We start from the raw sequence: 15,918 nt of genomic DNA, 5'->3' as shown, positions 1-15,918 counted from the left end.
CGCTAACAAGGTAACGGCTGACTCAGGCGCCGTTATTCGGTCCACCCGAGTTTTGCCCGGGAATGTCGGTGATGGGGAAATTCGGCATCGGCTTGGGCGACGGGGTATTCGGCAGGCGGGGGATGTCGCTGGGCGCAATATCGTGCAGTTGGTTGACCGGCGGACCGTTTTCCCGGCTGCCGTAGCTGCTGCCCGGTGCGCGTTGGCCGAGCAGTTCGGTGACCGTCACCAAGCGGTAGCCGTTGGCTTTCAGGACGGGAATGAACTGGTAGACCAAATCGACGGTGCTGCTGTAGGTGTCGTGGAACAACACCACCGAGCCGGGCTTGATCTGCGCCATCAGCACCTGGCGGGTAGCCGCGGTGTTGGAGTCGTTGGCCCAGTCGAAAGGGATGACGTCCCAAAGTATTTCGGCCTGGCCGAATTTCGCGGCGGTCTGGTGCACGGCGTCGTTGGACAGGCCGCCGGCCGGGCGGTACAGCTTGGGCGTCTGGCCGGTGGCCGCGGTGATCGCGTCGTTCGCGCGCGAGAACTGACCGGCGATGTCCTGCGGCGGGATCGTGGTCATGTTCGGGTGTTCCCAGGTGTGGCTGCCGATCTCCATGCCCGCCTCGGCGATTCGCTTGGCTCCCGCGGGGTTGGCCGCCACCTTGTTGCCGATGAGAAAGAACGTCGCTTTGGCGTCGTTGTCTTTGAGGACTTGCAGCAACCGGTCGGTGAACGGCCCTGGTCCGTCGTCGAAGGTCAGCGCGACGCACTTGACCATCGAACAGTCGAGGTTGTCGGCGCGGGTGACGTGTCCGGTCAGCCCGCCGATCACCAGCACCGCGGCGGCCGCGACGACGCCGAACACCGTGCGCCAGTAGCGCCACGCTTGGTTGTCGGGTCGTTTCGGCACCCACGAAGTTTACCTGTGGTGAGCGTGTCCTCCGGGACTCGAGTGGGCGTCCTGGGCGGGGTGTGCCCGAACATCCCACCCAGGACGCTCACGCGACGCCACTGTCACACCCTCGGGCGGTTGCCCGGTGCTCTCAGTGGGGTCCGGTGATTTCTTCCAGCATCTCGGTGACCAGCGCGGCGATCGGTGAACGTTCGCTACGCAGCAAGGTGATGTGCGCGAACAGGGGGTGGCCCTTGAGCTTTTCGATCACCGCGGCCACGCCGTCGTGCCGTCCGACGCGCAGGTTGTCGCGCTGGGCGATGTCGTGGGTCAGCACCACCCGTGAGCCGGTGCCCAGCCGGGACAGGACGGTGAGCAGCACGTTGCGTTCCAGCGACTGCGCCTCGTCGACGATGACGAACGAGTCGTGCAGCGAACGGCCCCGGATGTGCGTCAAGGGCAGCACCTCGAGCATGCCCCGGGACAGCACCTCGTCCAGGACCGCGGGGCTGGCCAGGCCCTCGAGCGTGTCGAACACCGCCTGGGCCCATGGCCCCATCTTGTCGCTCTCGCTGCCGGGCAGGTAGCCCAGTTCCTGGCCGCCGACGGCATACAGCGGCCGGAACACCACCACCTTGCGCTGGGTGCGGCGCTCTAGCACCGCTTCCAGCCCGGCGCACAGGGCCAGCGCGGACTTACCGGTGCCGGCTTTGCCGCCCAGGGAGACAATGCCCACCGATTCATCGAGCAACAGGTCCAGGGCGACGCGCTGTTCGGCCGAGCGGCCGCGCAGCCCGAACACCTCCCGGTCGCCGCGTACCAGTTGCACCCGCTTCTGCGCGTTCACCCGGCCCAGTGCGTGCGAGCTGCCGCCCAGCAACCGAATCCCGGTGTGACACGGCAGATCCCGCGCTTCGGCCAGGTCGATCTCGCCCTCGGCGTACAGGGCGTCGATGTCCTCGGCGGCCGTCTCGATTTCCTGCATCCCCGACCAGCCCGAGGCGACCACGTCCTGCGCGTGGTACTCGTCGGCGGCCAATCCCACCGCCGCGGCCTTGACGCGCAGCGGAATGTCCTTGCTGACCAACGTGACTCGTTTGCCCTCGGCGGCCAGGTTGGCCGCGCAGCTGAGGATCCGCGAGTCGTTGCTGTCGGTCCGGAAACCGGCGGGCAGCACCGACGGGTCGGTGTGGTTGAGCTCGACATGCAGCGAACCGCCTTGCGTACCAACCGGAATAGGCTGGTCCAATCGCCCGTGCTCCAGTCGGAGGTCGTCGAACAACCGCAGCGCCTGACGGGCAAACCAGCCCAGTTCGTGGTGGTGGCGTTTGGCTTCCAGTTCGCTGATCACCACCAGCGGCACCACCACTTCATGCTCGGCGAATCGGCTGCAGGCCCAGGGGTCGGACAGCAGCACAGAGGTGTCGAGCACGTACGTCCGGAGATCGGTCAAGGGGCGCTCCTCGAGCTAACGGCGCTCGGGCGGACCCACACGAGCATGTCGGCGGGAGATGCAGCACCAGGACCGGGGCCGGTCCTGCCGTTGGTGTGACGGAAGGTGCCGCCCTGGCTGAGCATGTCGCTGGCCATCGACTGCGACGCTACTCCGCTGCCGACACCCGCGCAGCGCAGGCGCGCCGAGCCGGTTAGCTCCTAACGAATTGCTTGAGCTGCGGCTCGTCGGCCACACCCCAGTCGGCGATCCGATCGGCGATCACCTGCTGCAGCTGCTGCGGGCCGAAGATCCCGGCGACCGCCATGTTCTGCACCTTGTCGGCATAGGCGTCGATGTCGGCGCCGACGACCTCGAGGTCGGCGGCACGAGCGGCGATCGCGGCGATGGTCTCCTCGCGCGTGTACTCCAGGCAGTGCGCGACCAGGTTGGCGAAGAACAACTCGTGGCGGGCCTCGTCTCGCGCGATCCGGTCGACCAGCCCGGCCAGGATCGGCTCCTCGATCTGAGCGGCCAGGTTCTGGCAGAACACCGCCATCGAGCGCTCGTAGAGGGCCATGTAGACCAGGGTCTCGACCTGCGAGTAGGTGTCGGCGCGGTAGCCCTTGATCACGTGCTCGACGCGGACCTGTTCGTTGGCCACCGGGTCGACCTCGCGGGTCACCACCAAGTACTCGCGCAGGGCGATGGCGTGCAGGTGCTCCTCGGCGGTCCACCGGCCCAGCCAGCGGCCCCAGAATTCCTCGAGAATGAAGTGCTCGACGAGTTCCCGGTGGTGGCCGGCGAGGTTGTCCTTGAGGATCAACAGGATCTCGCACGCATCGGTGATGACTCTGGGCAGCGTCGCCTGCGACGGGTCCCAGTCGCGTCCGCCGAGGAAGGCGAAGTTCTCACCGCGGTCGAACGGAACGTAGTCGTGGGCGAACCAGAGGTCCTCGGTGGCGAGGTGGCGAGTCCAGTTCTGCTCCACCACGGGCTCGAGTTCGAGAATTAATGCGTTAGGTACAGGTTTCTGTGCCATGAAGTAACTGTAACCCGCATACACAGATGCAATGAAATCGGCGCGCGGGAGCGCCCCGACCCGAAATCAGCGGCCGACGAGGCTCCAGTCCTCGAGGCCCTCGTAAAGCGGAAACTCCCTGGCCAGCCGGGTCACCCGCGCCCGCAGACCGGCGGTGTCCGCGGACTGGCCGGCGGCCAGCGCGGTGGCGATGACGTCGGCAACCTCGCTGAACTCCGCGTCGCCGAAGCCGCGGGTGGCCAGGGCCGGTGTCCCGATCCGCAAGCCGGAGGTGACCATCGGCGGCCGCGGGTCGTTGGGCACGGCGTTGCGGTTGACGGTGATGCCCACCTCGTGCAGCAGGTCCTCGGCGGCCTGACCGTCGAGCGGGGAGTTGCGCAGATCGACCAGCACCAGGTGGACGTCGGTGCCGCCGCTGACCACCGACACCCCGGCCTGGGCGACGTCGTCGGCCAGCAGTCGGTCGGCGATGATCCGCGCGCCGGACAGGGTGCGCTCCTGACGATCGGCGAATTCCGGTGTGGCGGCGATCTTCAGCGCGACGGCCTTGCCCGCGATGATGTGCATCAGCGGACCGCCCTGTTGACCGGGGAACACCGCGGAGTTGATCGACTTGGCGTATTCCTGTTTGCCCAGGATCATCCCGGACCGGCCGCCGCCGAGGGTCTTGTGGATGGTGGTGGAGACGACGTCGGCGTGCGGGACGGGCGAGGGGTGCAGTCCGGCGGCGACCAATCCGGCGAAGTGGGCCATGTCCACCCACAACTTGGCGTCCACCTCGTCGGCAATGGACCGGAAGGCCGCGAAGTCCAGGATGCGCGGGTAGGCCGACCAGCCGGCGATGATGACCTTGGGGCGGAATTCAAGCGCCTGGGCCCGTACCGCGTCCATGTCGACCAAATGAGTCGTGGGGTCGACGCCGTAGAAGCCGGTTTCATACAACTTGCCGGAGAAGTTCAGTCGCATGCCGTGGGTCAGGTGACCGCCGTTGGCCAGGTCCAGGCCCAGCAGCCGCTCCCCCGGCGACATCAGTGCGTGCAGCACCGCGGCGTTGGCTTGCGCGCCCGAATGCGGCTGCACGTTGGCGAAGTCGGCGCCGAACAACGCCTTGGCGCGGTCCCGGGCGATGTTCTCCACCACGTCGACGTACTCGCAGCCGCCGTAGTAGCGCCGGCCGGGAAGCCCCTCGGCGTATTTGTTGGTCAGCACGCTGCCTTGGGCCTGCAGCACCGAGCGGGGCACGAAGTTCTCCGACGCGATCATCTCGAGGGTGTCGCGCTGGCGGCCCAGTTCCTTGGCCAGTAGTTCGGCGATATCGGGGTCGACCTCGGCGAGCGGGGCCGACATGACCGAGTCCGTGGTGGCAGAGGCGCGGGCGTGGGGTGCGGCAGTCACGAGGGCCAGTTTATCGATCTCGCGGTCGGGCACCGCGCCGACCGCGACGGGCCGGATCGGGGTTTTGGTTGGCCCCACCGTCAGGCGCCGGGGTATTGCTGCAAGACTGAGCACCATGCCCCGGCTTAGCGAGCCGAGCCCGTACGTCGAGTTCGACCGAAAGCAGTGGCGCGCGCTGCGCATGTCGACCCCACTGGCCCTCACCGAAGAGGAACTGGTCGGACTGCGCGGTCTGGGCGAGCAGATCGACCTGCTGGAGGTCGAAGAGGTCTATCTGCCGTTGGCCCGGCTCATCCATCTGCAGGTCGCCGCCCGGCAGGGCTTGTTCGCCGCCACCGCCGAATTCCTCGGCGAGCCGCAACAAAACCCCGACCGGCCGGTGCCGTTCATCATCGGCGTGGCCGGCAGCGTGGCCGTCGGCAAATCGACCACCGCCCGCGTGTTGCAGGCATTGTTGGCCCGCTGGGATCACCATCCCCGGGTCGACCTGGTCACCACCGACGGTTTCCTGTATCCGAACGCCGAACTGGATCGGCGAAACCTGATGCACCGCAAGGGTTTTCCGGAAAGCTACAACCGCAGGGCGCTGTTGCGGTTCGTCACCTCGGTGAAATCCGGTTCGGAGTACGCCTGCGCGCCGGTGTACTCCCACCTGCATTACGACATCATTCCCGGCGCCAAGCATGTGGTCCGCCACCCCGACATCCTGATCTTGGAGGGCCTCAACGTGTTGCAGACCGGCCCCACCCTGATGGTGTCGGACTTGTTCGACTTCTCGCTGTACGTCGATGCGCGCATCGAGGACATCGAGCAGTGGTATGTGTCGAGGTTTCTGGCCATGCGCTCGACGGCCTTCGCCGACCCTGAATCGCACTTCCATCACTATTCGGCCCTGACCGACTCCAAGGCCGTCGCCGCCGCCCGCGAGATCTGGCGGTCCATCAACCGGCCCAACCTGGTCGAGAACATCCTGCCCACCCGGCCCCGCGCCACCCTGGTGCTACGCAAGGACTCCGACCATTCGATCAACCGGTTACGCCTGCGCAAGTTGTAGTCCGGCACGACCCGCTCCGCCACAGGCCAATGCGGGGCAGCACACCGCTAGGCAGCGGCGGCGCCCCGCACCGGCGGGAAAGGAGTCACGCCTCCAGGCGGCGCACTCCCAGGTATTGCAGGCCGGCGAACACCGCGGTGTACACGCCACTGGCCAGTGTGGCGGCGATGCCGGTGGCCGTCATCGGGACCAACTCGGCCGCGACGACGGCAGCCACCGTGTAGACGATGTTGGCCACCACGACGCCGATGCCGACCCGGCGCAGGTTCGGCAGCGCGGCCAGGCCGAACACCACCAAGCCGTAGAGGACGAAGAAGGCGCCCATGCTGTACTCCTGGGCGGAGGTCAGGCCGGTCAGCGACGAGATGGGGTCGGCCGCGACGGCGACGATCAGACCCATGAGACCGGTCAGGGTGGCGTCGGCGCGCATGGCCAAACGCAACAGTGAGTCCGTCGAGTCGTAGAGCGGTCGGGTTGCTGTGCCGGGGATAGCGGTCATGTCTTGCTCCTCACGATGGCGGTTGTCGATCAGGTTTGAGCGTGCCGTCGAAGCACTGCCAGATCGACGCGTGGCACTGCCAGTTACTGCCACGAGAACAATGACCAGCGGGTTCAGCGCGCTATTCCCGCGAGCGAGCCGAGCCTAGACCGCCTTGGCCTCGATCACGCTGAACGGTGACGCCGTTCCGATCACCCGGGTCAACTCGAAGCCCGCGCGCCGGAAGAGTTCGCCGAACTCCTCGGCCGTGCGCTCACGCGCGTCGAGCGCGAGCAGCATCTCCAAATCCAGCCAGTTGCCCACGAATTCGCGGTCGTGGGTGGGCATCACGAATTCGACGAGCAGCACGCGGCTGCCGGGCGTGGCCGCCTGACGCACGTTGGTCAGGATGCGCACCGCGTCGTCGTCGGGCCAGTCGTGAATCACGCTCTTCAACACATAGGCGTCACCGCCGGCCGGGACGGAGTCGAAGAACGAACCCTCGGCGATCTCGACGCGGTCCCGCACCCCGTGCTCGGCGAGAATCGCCGGCGCGCCGGCCACCACCTGAGGTTGGTCGAACAAGATGCCCTTCGCGCCAGGGGTGGCGGCCAGGATCGCGCCCAGCAACCGGCCTTGGCCACCGCCCACGTCCACGATGGTGGCGTAGGGGCTGAAGTCGTAGGCAGCGATGACGGGGCCGATCGTGAGTGCCGAGCCGCCAGTCATGGCCTGGTCGAAGATTTCGCCGAGTTGGGGCTCGGATGCCAGGTAGTCAAACATCGGTTTGCCCCGCAGTTGGGGGATGACGGACCGGCCGGTACGGATCGCGTCGGCCAGGTGGCTCCAGTGCTCGCGGTGCTGCGGCGCACCCAGCCAGCGGGCCCAGCCCGCGATCGAGACTTCGGCGTCTCGGCGCAGGGTGTCGGCAAGCGGCGTGAGCTCGTAGCGGCCGTCTCGGCGTTGCCGGAAGATGCCCCGGCTGATCAGCGCCCGCAGCAGGCGACGCAGCGCGTCGGCGTCGGCGTTGACCGCGGCGGCGAGCTTGTCGGCCGGCACGGCCCGTCGGCGAGTGCGTCGGCGATGCCCAGATCCGCGGCCGCGACGATGGCTTGGGCGGCCCACATGTCGACGACCATTTCCATCATGGCAACCGGCGGCGGGACCAGCCGCCGGTGCAGCTGTGCCAGGTGATGGCGAGCGGTCTCTATGGCCCGCGCGACTCTGGCGGGCGGCAGCTTGGCAGACATAGGGTGGTCAGCTTAGTCACTGGGGACGCTGACCCGGCCACGCAGATCGGCGGCGATCAGCCGAGCGGCGGCGTTCTGCCAGTTGTGCAGGGAGCGCTGCGGCACCTCGGTGACCAACCACTGCCAGGCTTGGCGGGCGGTCGGGTCCAGGCCGGCCGCGGTGGCGTTCTGCGCGTATGCCCGCACCCCGACGACGTAGGGGAAATAGAGCGAGTTGTAGTAGCGCCATTGCTCGGTGGTTCCGAAGTCGCCGCAGTCGCGCGGTTTGAGGCGGGCGATGCCGTCGGCGAGCACGGCTTTGAGTTCGTTGGCCCGCTCCAGCGGGTGATCGGGCGCGCCCCGCGCCGCCAGCCGCTCGTCGATGACGGGCAGCGCGGTCAGCGGGCTGGCCACCAGCTTGGTGAGGTCGCCGTAGTGGCCCAGCGCCCGGCGGGTGAGCCGCACGAAATCTTCCTCGTCGACGTCTTCGAGGGGGTTGACCGACCGCAATGGCAGGGCCGCTCCGGTGTGGCGCAGCGCGGCGCGGTCAGCGCGCAGTGTGGGTGAGCGAGAGAATGCCAACCGGTCCAGGATTCCGGCCAGCGGGTCGGCCAGCACCTGCACCGCGATCGCGACGGCCAGGCTGGTGAACAGCAGCACCGTCAGGGCGGTCTGGGCGGCCGGCTCGTCGCGGGTGACCGCCAGACCGACCAGCGCCTGGCCACCGAAGAGCAAGGCGACCGCCGCGGATCCGGCGAACGAGCGCAGCATGTCGGCGCGCAAGGCCTGGCCCTCGTCGAACGCGTCCCACAGGGCCACGGCCACCCCGAGCAGCAGCACGTCGACGCCGGTCGACGCCAACGCGAGCCAGCTGGGCACCAGACCCAGCGGGATGATCAAGATCGCATTGCCCAGCGCGAAGAACAGCGTGGCGACAACGACCACGCCGGCGACCGGCCGGGGCTGCGCGGGCCGCAGCAACGCGGCCACCATCGCGGCCAGCGTCGAAACGGAGATGACCGCGAACATCACCAGGTGGCCGGCGCGCAGCGGTCCGTCGACACTGCCGGCCAGCCAGGCACCGCACAGGGTTAACGCCGCGACACCGCCGACGAATGCCAGCTGATGGGTGCGCGCCCGCGCGCTGTCACACGGCCGGGACAGCTCGACGAGCACGGCGAACCACGCCACGCTAGGGATGGTGACGAGGTAGATCTCCAGCTCGCTGAGCAGCTGGGCGTGCACCGCGCTGACGGTGCGCACCGCGTCTAGCGCGACCACGAGCGCAAAGCCCGACAACCCGATCGCCGCCAGGACCAGCACCGGCTTGCGCGGGTCGCGGGCCAGCAGATAGAGCCCGAGCCAACCGCTCAGCGTGAACACCACCGCCGACAGCACAGCCATCAGTCACTTCCCGTATCGGCGATGCCGCATGCTGTAGTCGCGCAGCGCCCGCAAGAAGTCGACATGGCGAAACGCCGGCCAGTGCGCCTCGGTGAACCACATCTCCGAGTACGCGCTCTGCCACAGCAGGAAGCCCGACAGCCGTTGCTCCCCGGACGTGCGGATCACCAGGTCGGGGTCGGGCTGGCCGGAGGTGTAGAGGTTCTCCGAGATGCCGTCGACGGTGACCGCGTCGATGAGTTCCTCGGCCGTGGCGCCATCGGCCAACGCCTTGCCCAACAGCGCGCGCACCGCCCCGACGATCTCCTGGCGGCCGCCGTAACCGACCGCGACATTGACGTGAAACGGCGCATTCTGTGGCGTGGAGTCCACCGCGCCCCGCAACCGGCGCGCGGGTTCCTCACCCAGCAGTTCCAGGTCGCCGACCGTCCGCACGCTCCACCGGTTGGCCGGCGCGCAGATCTCCTCCACGACGTCGGTGATGATCTCGATCAGTGCGGACAACTCGTCGGGATCGCGTTGCAGGTTTTCGGTGGAAAGCAAGTAGACCGTCGTCATTTCGATGCCGGCTTCGTGGCACCAGCGCAGCATTTCGGCGATCTTGGCCGCTCCCATGCGGTAGCCGAAGCTGACATCGTCGTATCCCGCGCTGCGCGCCCAGCGCCGATTGCCGTCGCACAACACCGCGATGTGGCGCGGGAGTTCGGACTTGGAGGCGGCCAAGCCCTGCCGCAGCCGCAGCTCGTAGAGCCGATACAACGGTTCTTTGAGTCGCGGCGGGACTATCTCCACGAACATCCACCCTACTGTGATCTACGTCCGGTTTCGCCGTCCGAATTTGGGCAATATCACGCCATGTCCAACAGCTTGCTCTCAGCCATCCCCGCTAATCTTGGGCACTAGAACTCGCTCTCACCCACCTCGTTGCATCCCGGAGGCATCAGTCAGCAATGAGCAGCCAGACCAGCACGCTTAGCAGCGCACCGGCCGAATCCGACGGAGCCGCACCGTCAAACGCTGCCCATCACATCGCCGAGGGCGTTGCGCGGGTACTGACCAAGCCGCGTTTCCGCGGCTGGATTCACGTGTACTCCGCGGGCACCGCGGTGGCTGCAGGTGCCTCGCTGGTCGCGGTGTCCTGGGCTTTGGACTCCACCAAAGCCGGGCTCGCGACGATGCTCTACACCTTCGCCACGATCATCATGTTCACCGTCAGCGCGACCTACCACCGGGTGAACTGGAAGTCCGAAACCGCGCGCAAATGGATGAAGCGGGCGGACCACTCGATGATCTTCGTGTTCATCGCCGGCAGCTATACGCCGTTCGCGCTGCTAGCCCTGCCCGGCCACGACGGGCGGGTAGTGCTGTCCATCGTGTGGGGCGGGGCGGTGGCCGGCATCCTGCTCAAGATGCTGTGGCCGTCGGCGCCGCGCTGGGTCGGGGTGCCGCTCTACATCCTGCTGGGCTGGGTGGCGGTGTGGTACACCGGCACGATCCTGCACAACGCCGGAGTCGCCGCGATGGTGCTGCTGTTCGTCGGCGGCGCGCTGTACAGCATCGGCGGCATCCTCTACGCCCTGCGCTGGCCCGACCCGTGGCCGACGACCTTCGGCTATCACGAGTTCTTCCACGCCTGCACGGCGGTAGCGGCGATTTGCCACTACATCGCCATGTGGTTCGTAGTGTTCTGACGCTGGGGGCCGTGATTGACCGCTACAGCTGCGTGACGTCGGCCTGCGACCAGTACGCCTTCATCGCGGTCACCTTGCCCCGGTCGTCGAACACCATGGTCTCGATGGGTTCGATGCGCATGCGGTGATCGCCGGCGGTGATGGTCAGCCGGAAGTGAAACGCCGCCTCGTTGCCGCACACGCGCAGCGTCACCAGTTCGCAATTGCGCTGCACGCCGGTGACCGCGGAGTAGAACCCGGCGATGGCGCGACTGCCGATGTGCACCTCGCCGCCGACCGGATCCTCGAGCGTCGCGTCCTCGGCGAAGAAGGCGGCCAAGTCCTCGGGACTGCCGTTGCTCACCGCGTCGATGTAGCGGTGAACCGTGTCGGTGATCGCATGTGTTCGCTCGGCGGCATCTGGCATGTGACGCACGCTACTACGCGGTCACACCCAGGGCGGTCGCGAGTTGCTCCGGGTTGGTCACCGGCAGGTCGCAGACCCGGCCCCGGCAGACGTACGCGGCGTCGGCGCCGCCTACTCGATCCCGTCCGGCCAGCAGCGCCGACGAGTCGACCTCACCACCGACGACGATCGCCCCGGCCGGCGCCAATCGGCGCGCCGCGGCCAACAACGGCGACTGCGCCGCGTCGCCGGCCACCGCGATCTGCAGCGGCCCGCGCACCGCGGCTTCGGCGACGGCCAGCCAGTGGCCCGCCGACCGGGGCGCGCGAGCCAACAGCACCGAATGCGCATGCAGCGTCACCCCAGCCAGGTGCAGATACCGCTCGGCGCGGCGCTCGTCGACCAAGTGCGCCGCCGTCAGCAGCGCCTCGGTGACCGACGACGCACCCGACGGCGTCGCTCCGTCCATCGGATCGGCGGGCCGTAACACCAACTGCTCGGCGTCGTCGGCGGTGTCGAACCAGCGGCCGGGGTGGTCGGGGTCGGCGAAGTGCTGCACCGCGGTGTCCAGCAGGCCGGCGGCCGAATCGAGCCACGTCGCATCACCGGTCAGCTGATACAGGGTCAGCAGTCCGGTGGCCAGCATCGCGTGGTCCTCGAGGATGGCGGCGCTATCGCCGATCGCCCCGCCGAGACTGGCCCGCCGCAACCGGCCGTCGACGACGTGGGCTTCGAGCAGCGCGCTCGCGCACCGCTGCGCGGCGGCCGCCAGCGACGGGTCGTCCAGCGCCACGCTGGCCTCGCCGAGGGCCGTGATGGCCAACCCGTTCCACGAGGTGACGACCTTGTCGTCGCGCCCGGGCTGTTCCCGGGCGCGACGGGCGGCCAGCAACTGCGCGCGGACTCGCTCCAGCCGCGCCGGGTCGTCGGGATCGGTGAGCAACTGCAACACCGACGTGCCGTGTTCGAAGGTGCCGGCGCGAGTGACGTTGAATACTGTTGCCGCCCAACGCCCGTCGTCGACACCGAGCACTTCGGTCAGCTGCGCCGGCGTCCACACGTACGTCGAGCCTTCGCGCCCGGCGGCGTCGGCGTCCAACGACGAAGTGAACATGTCACCGTCGGCCAGTTCGTCGAGCAGGAATCGCGCGGTCTGTGCGGTGACCCGGCGCGCCAGCGCGTCCCCGGTGCGCCGGGCCCAATGCGCGTACACCCGCAGCAGCAGGGCGTTGTCGTACAGCATCTTCTCGAAATGTGGCACCACCCAAGCGTTGTCGACGCTGTAGCGCGCGAAGCCACCGGCGAGTTGGTCGTAGATGCCGCCGCGGGCCATCGCGGCGCCGGTACGGGTGACCGCGTCGAGCGCTGCGGGCGAACCGGTGCGCTCGTAGTTGCGCAACAGCGCCTCGAGCAGCGCCGACGGGGGGAACTTCGGTGCCGTGCCGAACCCGCCGCGCGCGGTGTCCTCATCGCGCAGGATGGCGCCCACCGCGTGGTCGCACAGTTCGGCCGCCACCTCGGGGCCGCCGCCGGGCAGCCCGGCTGCCATGGACCGCAACTCGCCGGCGATGTGGTCCGAGGCCTCCTCCACCTCCCCGCGGCGCTGCGACCAGGTCTCGGAGATCGCTGAAAGCAGTTGCAGGAATTGGTGTTTGGGGTAGTAGGTGCCGCAGTAAAAGGGCCGGCCGTCGGGGGTGAGGAAGCAGGTCATCGGCCAACCCCCGTGTCCGGTCAGCGCGACGGTGGCGTTCATGTAGACCGCGTCGATGTCCGGCCGTTCCTCCCGGTCGACCTTGATGCAGACGAATCCCGCGTTCATCACCGCGGCCACCTCGTCGTCCTCGAAGGACTCGTGGGCCATGACGTGACACCAGTGGCATGCCGCGTAGCCGATGGACAGCAGGATCGGCAGATCGCGCGCCGCCGCGTCGGCCAGCGCCTGTGGCGTCCATTGCTGCCAGTGCACGGGGTTGGCGGCGTGCTGGCGCAGATACGGGCTGGTGGCCAGTCCGAGTGCGTTGGTGCCTGCGGCGTCAGCCGGGCTCATCGGCGTGTCCAGGGGGCCGCCGCGACCCGTTGCGATCGGTGCCGGGGCCCTCCTCATCGGGGACGACGGGGTCGGTGCCCTCGTCGGCGGCCTGATCCGGCTCGGGGTGCTGGCGATCGAAGGATTCCGGCACCTTCTTCAGCTGACGGTTCATCGAGCGCAGCAGGAGCAGGGTGGCGATCACCAGCACGATGACCACCAGCAGTCCCAGCGGGCTGGCCTTGCCGAAGTCCGGTCCGGTGTTGCGCGGCTGTTCCGCAATCACACTGAGCAGAACGTGTTTCATTCCTCGGGCTCGATCCCGGTGAACAGGTCGGTTTCGGGCAGTTGGATCGGCACACGCGATCGGGCCAGTTCGAACTCCTCGGTCGGCCAGAGCCGTTCCTGCCAGGCCAGCGGCGCGGCGAAGAACTCGGCGTTCGGGTCGATCTGGGTGGCGTGCGCGCGCAGCGCGTCGTCACGCTGGCTGAAGTAGGCCGAGCACTCGACGCGGGTGGTGACCCGTCGCTCGAAGAAGTCGTGATCGGGGTGCCAGTGCTTGAGCCACTTGCCGAACGGGCCTTCCTGACCATGCTTGGCGAACTCGTCCTGCAACAGCTGCATCCGCGCCCGCAGGAACCCGTGCACGTAGTACAGCTTGGACACCGTCCACGGCTCGCCGGCGTCGGGAAAGCGGCGATAGTCACCGGCCGCTTCGTAGGCGGCAACGGAAACTTCGTGGCAGCGGATGTGGTCGGGATGCGGGTAGCCGCCGTTCTCGTCGTAGGTGATCATCACGTGCGGCCGGAACTCGCGGACCACCCGCACCAGCGCCTTGCTCGACTCCTCCAGCGGCACCAGCGCGAAACAGCCTTCCGGCAGTGGCGGCGGCGGGTCGCCCTTGGGCAGCCCGGAGTCGACGAAACCCAGCCAGGTGTGCTCGACGCCGAGGATCTCGGCCGCCTTGGCCATCTCGTCCCGGCGAATTTCGGCCATGTGTTCCAGGACATCGGGCAGGTCCATCGCCGGGTTGAGGATGTCACCGCGCTCTCCGCCGGTCAGGGTCACCACCATGACGCGATGGCCCTCGTCGGCGTAGCGCGCCAACGTCGCCGCACCCTTGCTGGACTCGTCATCCGGGTGGGCATGCACCGCCATCAACCGCAGTTTGCTCACGTGCCCCCTTTGTCCGATTCACTGCCACCCCCGAGCCTATGGGTGGCCTCTATAATTCCAGTTTCCGCATACCCCGCAATTACCCAGGCATGACAGACGACGTGACGGACAGCCCCCTGCATCGGCCCGCGGCCCGCTATGGGCGGGTGCGCGGCTCGGCGGGTTCACGGCGCGGCATCCTCATCGTGCTGGGAGTATTGGTGATCGGCGCCAGCCTGGTCATTGCCGTCGTCGGGTATCAGCGGACCGCCACCGATCCCGTCTCCGGCACCTTGGCCGGCTATCAGCTGATCGACGACGAGACGGCGTCGGTGACCATCAGCGTGACCCGCTCCGACCCGTCCCGCCCGGTCGATTGCATCGTGCGGGTGCGCGCCAAGGACGGCAGTGAGACGGGTCGGCGTGAGGTGCTGGTGGCGCCGTCGAGTCAGCGCACCGTGCAGGTGACGACGACGGTGAAGTCCAGCAAGCCGCCTGCGGTGGCGGACATCTACGGCTGCGGCACGGACGTGCCCGGTTACCTGCGCTGACCCTGGGCCAGCAGCAAACGCCGAGCAGGCGGTATGCTGTCATCCCGCGTTTGCGCGGTGGTAACATAGATGAATGCACGGTCCTGAATGGGACCGTGTATTGCTGCATTAGAGGCCGTGAGCAGCACCCGGAGGGTGGGGACCCCGACAACACGGGATCACAGAGACTTGCGCGAATCCGCGACACCGACAGAACAAGGAGCACGACGAGATGACGGACACTCAGGTGACCTGGTTGACCCAGGAGTCACATGACCGGCTCAAGGCCGAGCTCGACCAGCTGATCGCCAATCGTCCGGTCATCGCCGCCGAAATCAACGACCGCCGCGAAGAGGGCGACCTGCGGGAAAACGGCGGCTACCACGCCGCCCGCGAGGAACAGGGCCAGCAGGAGGCGCGGATCCGTCAGCTGCAGGACCTGCTGAACAACGCCAAGGTCGGCGAGGCGCCCAAGCAATCCGGCGTCGCCCTGCCCGGGTCGGTGGTGAAGGTCTACTACAACGGCGACGAGTCGGACAGCGAGACGTTCCTGATCGCCACCCGCCAAGAGGGCGTCAACGACGGCAAGCTCGAGGTCTACTCGCCCAACTCACCGCTGGGCGGCGCGCTGATCGACGCCAAGGTCGGCGAGACCCGCAGCTACACCGTGCCCAGCGGCAACACCGTGTCGGTCACGCTGGTCAGCGCCGAGCCGTACCACCCCTGACCACCTGACCCTGCGCGGTCTGAAGACCCTGGTGCTGCGCATGCAGCGGCACAGCGAAAACGCTTTAGCAGTAGCGGAATTCCTGGACGGACACTCCGCGGTGAGCGCGGTGCTGTATCCGGGCCTGCCCGCGCACCCCGGCCACGAGGTGGCCGCGCGGCAGATGAGCAGCTTCGGTGGCATGGTGTCGGTGCGCATGCGCGACGGCCGCAGCGCCGCCGAAAAGCTGTGCGCCAGAACGCAATTGTTCATCCTGGCCGAGTCGCTGGGGGGAGTGGAGTCGCTGATCGAGCATCCGAGTGCGATGACGCACGCGTCGACGGCCGGCTCCCAACTAGAGGTGCCCGACGACCTGGTGCGGTTGTCGGTGGGAATCGAGGACGTCGCCGATTTGCTCGCCGACCTCGAACAGGCACTGGCCTAACGGCCGCCCCTCCTTGCGCGAGCAGACGCAAAATCGCACGAGACACGCGGATAGCGTGCGATTTTG

Annotated in this window: 17 protein-coding genes and 1 pseudogene; 5 read left to right on the top strand and 13 right to left on the bottom strand. The window is 67.9% G+C overall.

All coding sequences use genetic code 11. The features are described from left to right. Window positions 1-22 precede the first annotated feature (22 nt). The 4 genes from A9W95_RS24545 to glyA form a co-directional block, all read right to left on the bottom strand. Window positions 23-898 carry a polysaccharide deacetylase family protein gene (locus A9W95_RS24545; protein ID WP_067418789.1) on the bottom strand — a complete coding sequence of 292 codons (876 nt, stop codon included), beginning with the start codon at window positions 896-898 and terminating at the stop codon, window positions 23-25. 133 nt (window positions 899-1,031) lie between these two features. After that, window positions 1,032-2,333: a PhoH family protein gene (locus A9W95_RS24540; RefSeq protein WP_067418787.1), complete on the bottom strand. Its 1,302-nt coding sequence runs from the start codon at window positions 2,331-2,333 to the stop codon at window positions 1,032-1,034. Window positions 2,334-2,526: 193 nt separating this feature from the next. After that, window positions 2,527-3,354 (bottom strand): acyl-ACP desaturase, encoded by an 828-nt coding sequence (locus A9W95_RS24535; RefSeq protein ID WP_067418827.1) that lies wholly within the window; start codon window positions 3,352-3,354, stop codon window positions 2,527-2,529. A gap of 66 nt (window positions 3,355-3,420) precedes the next feature. Continuing rightward, window positions 3,421-4,701: a serine hydroxymethyltransferase gene (glyA, locus tag A9W95_RS24530; protein ID WP_067418825.1), complete on the bottom strand. Its 1,281-nt coding sequence runs from the start codon at window positions 4,699-4,701 to the stop codon at window positions 3,421-3,423. 163 nt (window positions 4,702-4,864) lie between these two features. On the opposite strand from glyA, the gene coaA reads away from it, so the two are divergent. Then, on the top strand, window positions 4,865-5,803 hold the full coding sequence (gene coaA, locus A9W95_RS24525) for a type I pantothenate kinase (protein ID WP_067418786.1): 939 nt from the start codon (window positions 4,865-4,867) through the stop codon (window positions 5,801-5,803). An 85-nt stretch (window positions 5,804-5,888) separates the two neighbouring features. Here coaA and A9W95_RS24520 read toward each other — a convergent pair whose 3' ends face one another. The 5 genes from A9W95_RS24520 to A9W95_RS24505 form a co-directional block, all read right to left on the bottom strand. Further along, window positions 5,889-6,302 carry a hypothetical protein gene (locus A9W95_RS24520; RefSeq protein ID WP_067418784.1) on the bottom strand — a complete coding sequence of 138 codons (414 nt, stop codon included), beginning with the start codon at window positions 6,300-6,302 and terminating at the stop codon, window positions 5,889-5,891. Between the two features lie 144 nt (window positions 6,303-6,446). After that, window positions 6,447-7,340 carry a methyltransferase gene (locus A9W95_RS24515; protein ID WP_371328118.1) on the bottom strand — a complete coding sequence of 298 codons (894 nt, stop codon included), beginning with the start codon at window positions 7,338-7,340 and terminating at the stop codon, window positions 6,447-6,449. Then, window positions 7,268-7,531 (bottom strand): hypothetical protein, encoded by a 264-nt coding sequence (locus A9W95_RS28500; protein ID WP_371328117.1) that lies wholly within the window; start codon window positions 7,529-7,531, stop codon window positions 7,268-7,270. Before A9W95_RS28500 ends, A9W95_RS24515 begins: the two co-directional genes overlap by 73 nt. Window positions 7,532-7,543: 12 nt before the next feature. After that, window positions 7,544-8,914, bottom strand: a complete 1,371-nt coding sequence (locus tag A9W95_RS24510) for a hypothetical protein (RefSeq protein ID WP_067418783.1) — start codon at window positions 8,912-8,914, stop codon at window positions 7,544-7,546. Between the two features lie 3 nt (window positions 8,915-8,917). Next, window positions 8,918-9,706, bottom strand: coding sequence for a (2Z,6E)-farnesyl diphosphate synthase (locus A9W95_RS24505; RefSeq protein WP_067418823.1), 789 nt, complete (start codon window positions 9,704-9,706; stop codon window positions 8,918-8,920). 158 nt (window positions 9,707-9,864) lie between these two features. Between A9W95_RS24505 and A9W95_RS24500 the strand changes: the two genes are divergently transcribed. Next, on the top strand, window positions 9,865-10,605 hold the full coding sequence (locus A9W95_RS24500; RefSeq protein WP_067418781.1) for a hemolysin III family protein: 741 nt from the start codon (window positions 9,865-9,867) through the stop codon (window positions 10,603-10,605). A gap of 22 nt (window positions 10,606-10,627) precedes the next feature. Here A9W95_RS24500 and A9W95_RS24495 read toward each other — a convergent pair whose 3' ends face one another. Genes A9W95_RS24495 through mca form a run of 4 tightly spaced genes read right to left on the bottom strand, consistent with a single transcriptional unit; the run spans window position 10,628 to window position 14,192 of the window. Further along, a complete protein-coding gene (locus A9W95_RS24495) occupies window positions 10,628-11,011 on the bottom strand; it encodes a nuclear transport factor 2 family protein (protein WP_067418779.1) in 384 nt (127 codons plus the stop codon). A 13-nt stretch (window positions 11,012-11,024) separates the two neighbouring features. Next, window positions 11,025-13,037 (bottom strand): thioredoxin domain-containing protein, encoded by a 2,013-nt coding sequence (locus A9W95_RS24490; RefSeq protein ID WP_067418778.1) that lies wholly within the window; start codon window positions 13,035-13,037, stop codon window positions 11,025-11,027. Next, entirely contained in the window at window positions 13,024-13,323 is a 300-nt protein-coding gene (locus A9W95_RS24485) for a hypothetical protein (RefSeq protein ID WP_067418776.1), read from the bottom strand. Before A9W95_RS24485 ends, A9W95_RS24490 begins: the two co-directional genes overlap by 14 nt. After that, window positions 13,320-14,192: a mycothiol conjugate amidase Mca gene (gene mca, locus A9W95_RS24480; RefSeq protein ID WP_067418775.1), complete on the bottom strand. Its 873-nt coding sequence runs from the start codon at window positions 14,190-14,192 to the stop codon at window positions 13,320-13,322. The genes A9W95_RS24485 and mca overlap by 4 nt, the downstream gene beginning before the upstream one ends. Window positions 14,193-14,293: 101 nt before the next feature. Between mca and A9W95_RS24475 the strand changes: the two genes are divergently transcribed. The 3 genes and pseudogenes from A9W95_RS24475 to A9W95_RS24465 all read left to right on the top strand — a co-directional run. Then, a complete protein-coding gene (locus A9W95_RS24475; protein WP_067418821.1) occupies window positions 14,294-14,722 on the top strand; it encodes a DUF4307 domain-containing protein in 429 nt (142 codons plus the stop codon). A gap of 211 nt (window positions 14,723-14,933) precedes the next feature. Further along, entirely contained in the window at window positions 14,934-15,428 is a 495-nt protein-coding gene (greA, locus tag A9W95_RS24470; protein ID WP_067418773.1) for a transcription elongation factor GreA, read from the top strand. A gap of 1 nt (window position 15,429) precedes the next feature. After that, window positions 15,430-15,852 (top strand): annotated as a pseudogene (locus tag A9W95_RS24465) (PLP-dependent transferase); the annotation flags it as partial. Between the last annotated feature and the right edge of the window lie 66 nt (window positions 15,853-15,918).

Origin of the sequence: Mycobacterium sp. 1423905.2 (assembly GCF_001673155.1) — a bacterium.
Classification (GTDB): Bacteria; Actinomycetota; Actinomycetes; order Mycobacteriales; family Mycobacteriaceae; genus Mycobacterium.
The sequence above is the reverse complement of the archived record's forward strand: the minus strand, read 5'-3'. Positions and strand labels throughout refer to the sequence as shown.

What these genes read in the sequence shown, in the direction of transcription:
- A9W95_RS24535 (WP_067418827.1), bottom strand. Translation starts at nt 3,354, where the DNA reads ATGGCACAGAAACCTGTACCTAACGCATTAATTCTCGAACTCGAGCCC.
- glyA (WP_067418825.1), bottom strand. Translation starts at nt 4,701, where the DNA reads ATGTCGGCCCCGCTCGCCGAGGTCGACCCCGATATCGCCGAACTACTG.
- coaA (WP_067418786.1), top strand. Translation starts at nt 4,865, where the DNA reads ATGCCCCGGCTTAGCGAGCCGAGCCCGTACGTCGAGTTCGACCGAAAG.
- A9W95_RS24520 (WP_067418784.1), bottom strand. Translation starts at nt 6,302, where the DNA reads ATGACCGCTATCCCCGGCACAGCAACCCGACCGCTCTACGACTCGACG.
- A9W95_RS28500 (WP_371328117.1), bottom strand. Translation starts at nt 7,531, where the DNA reads ATGTCTGCCAAGCTGCCGCCCGCCAGAGTCGCGCGGGCCATAGAGACC.
- A9W95_RS24510 (WP_067418783.1), bottom strand. Translation starts at nt 8,914, where the DNA reads ATGGCTGTGCTGTCGGCGGTGGTGTTCACGCTGAGCGGTTGGCTCGGG.
- A9W95_RS24500 (WP_067418781.1), top strand. Translation starts at nt 9,865, where the DNA reads ATGAGCAGCCAGACCAGCACGCTTAGCAGCGCACCGGCCGAATCCGAC.
- A9W95_RS24495 (WP_067418779.1), bottom strand. Translation starts at nt 11,011, where the DNA reads ATGCCAGATGCCGCCGAGCGAACACATGCGATCACCGACACGGTTCAC.
- A9W95_RS24490 (WP_067418778.1), bottom strand. Translation starts at nt 13,037, where the DNA reads ATGAGCCCGGCTGACGCCGCAGGCACCAACGCACTCGGACTGGCCACC.
- A9W95_RS24485 (WP_067418776.1), bottom strand. Translation starts at nt 13,323, where the DNA reads ATGAAACACGTTCTGCTCAGTGTGATTGCGGAACAGCCGCGCAACACC.
- greA (WP_067418773.1), top strand. Translation starts at nt 14,934, where the DNA reads ATGACGGACACTCAGGTGACCTGGTTGACCCAGGAGTCACATGACCGG.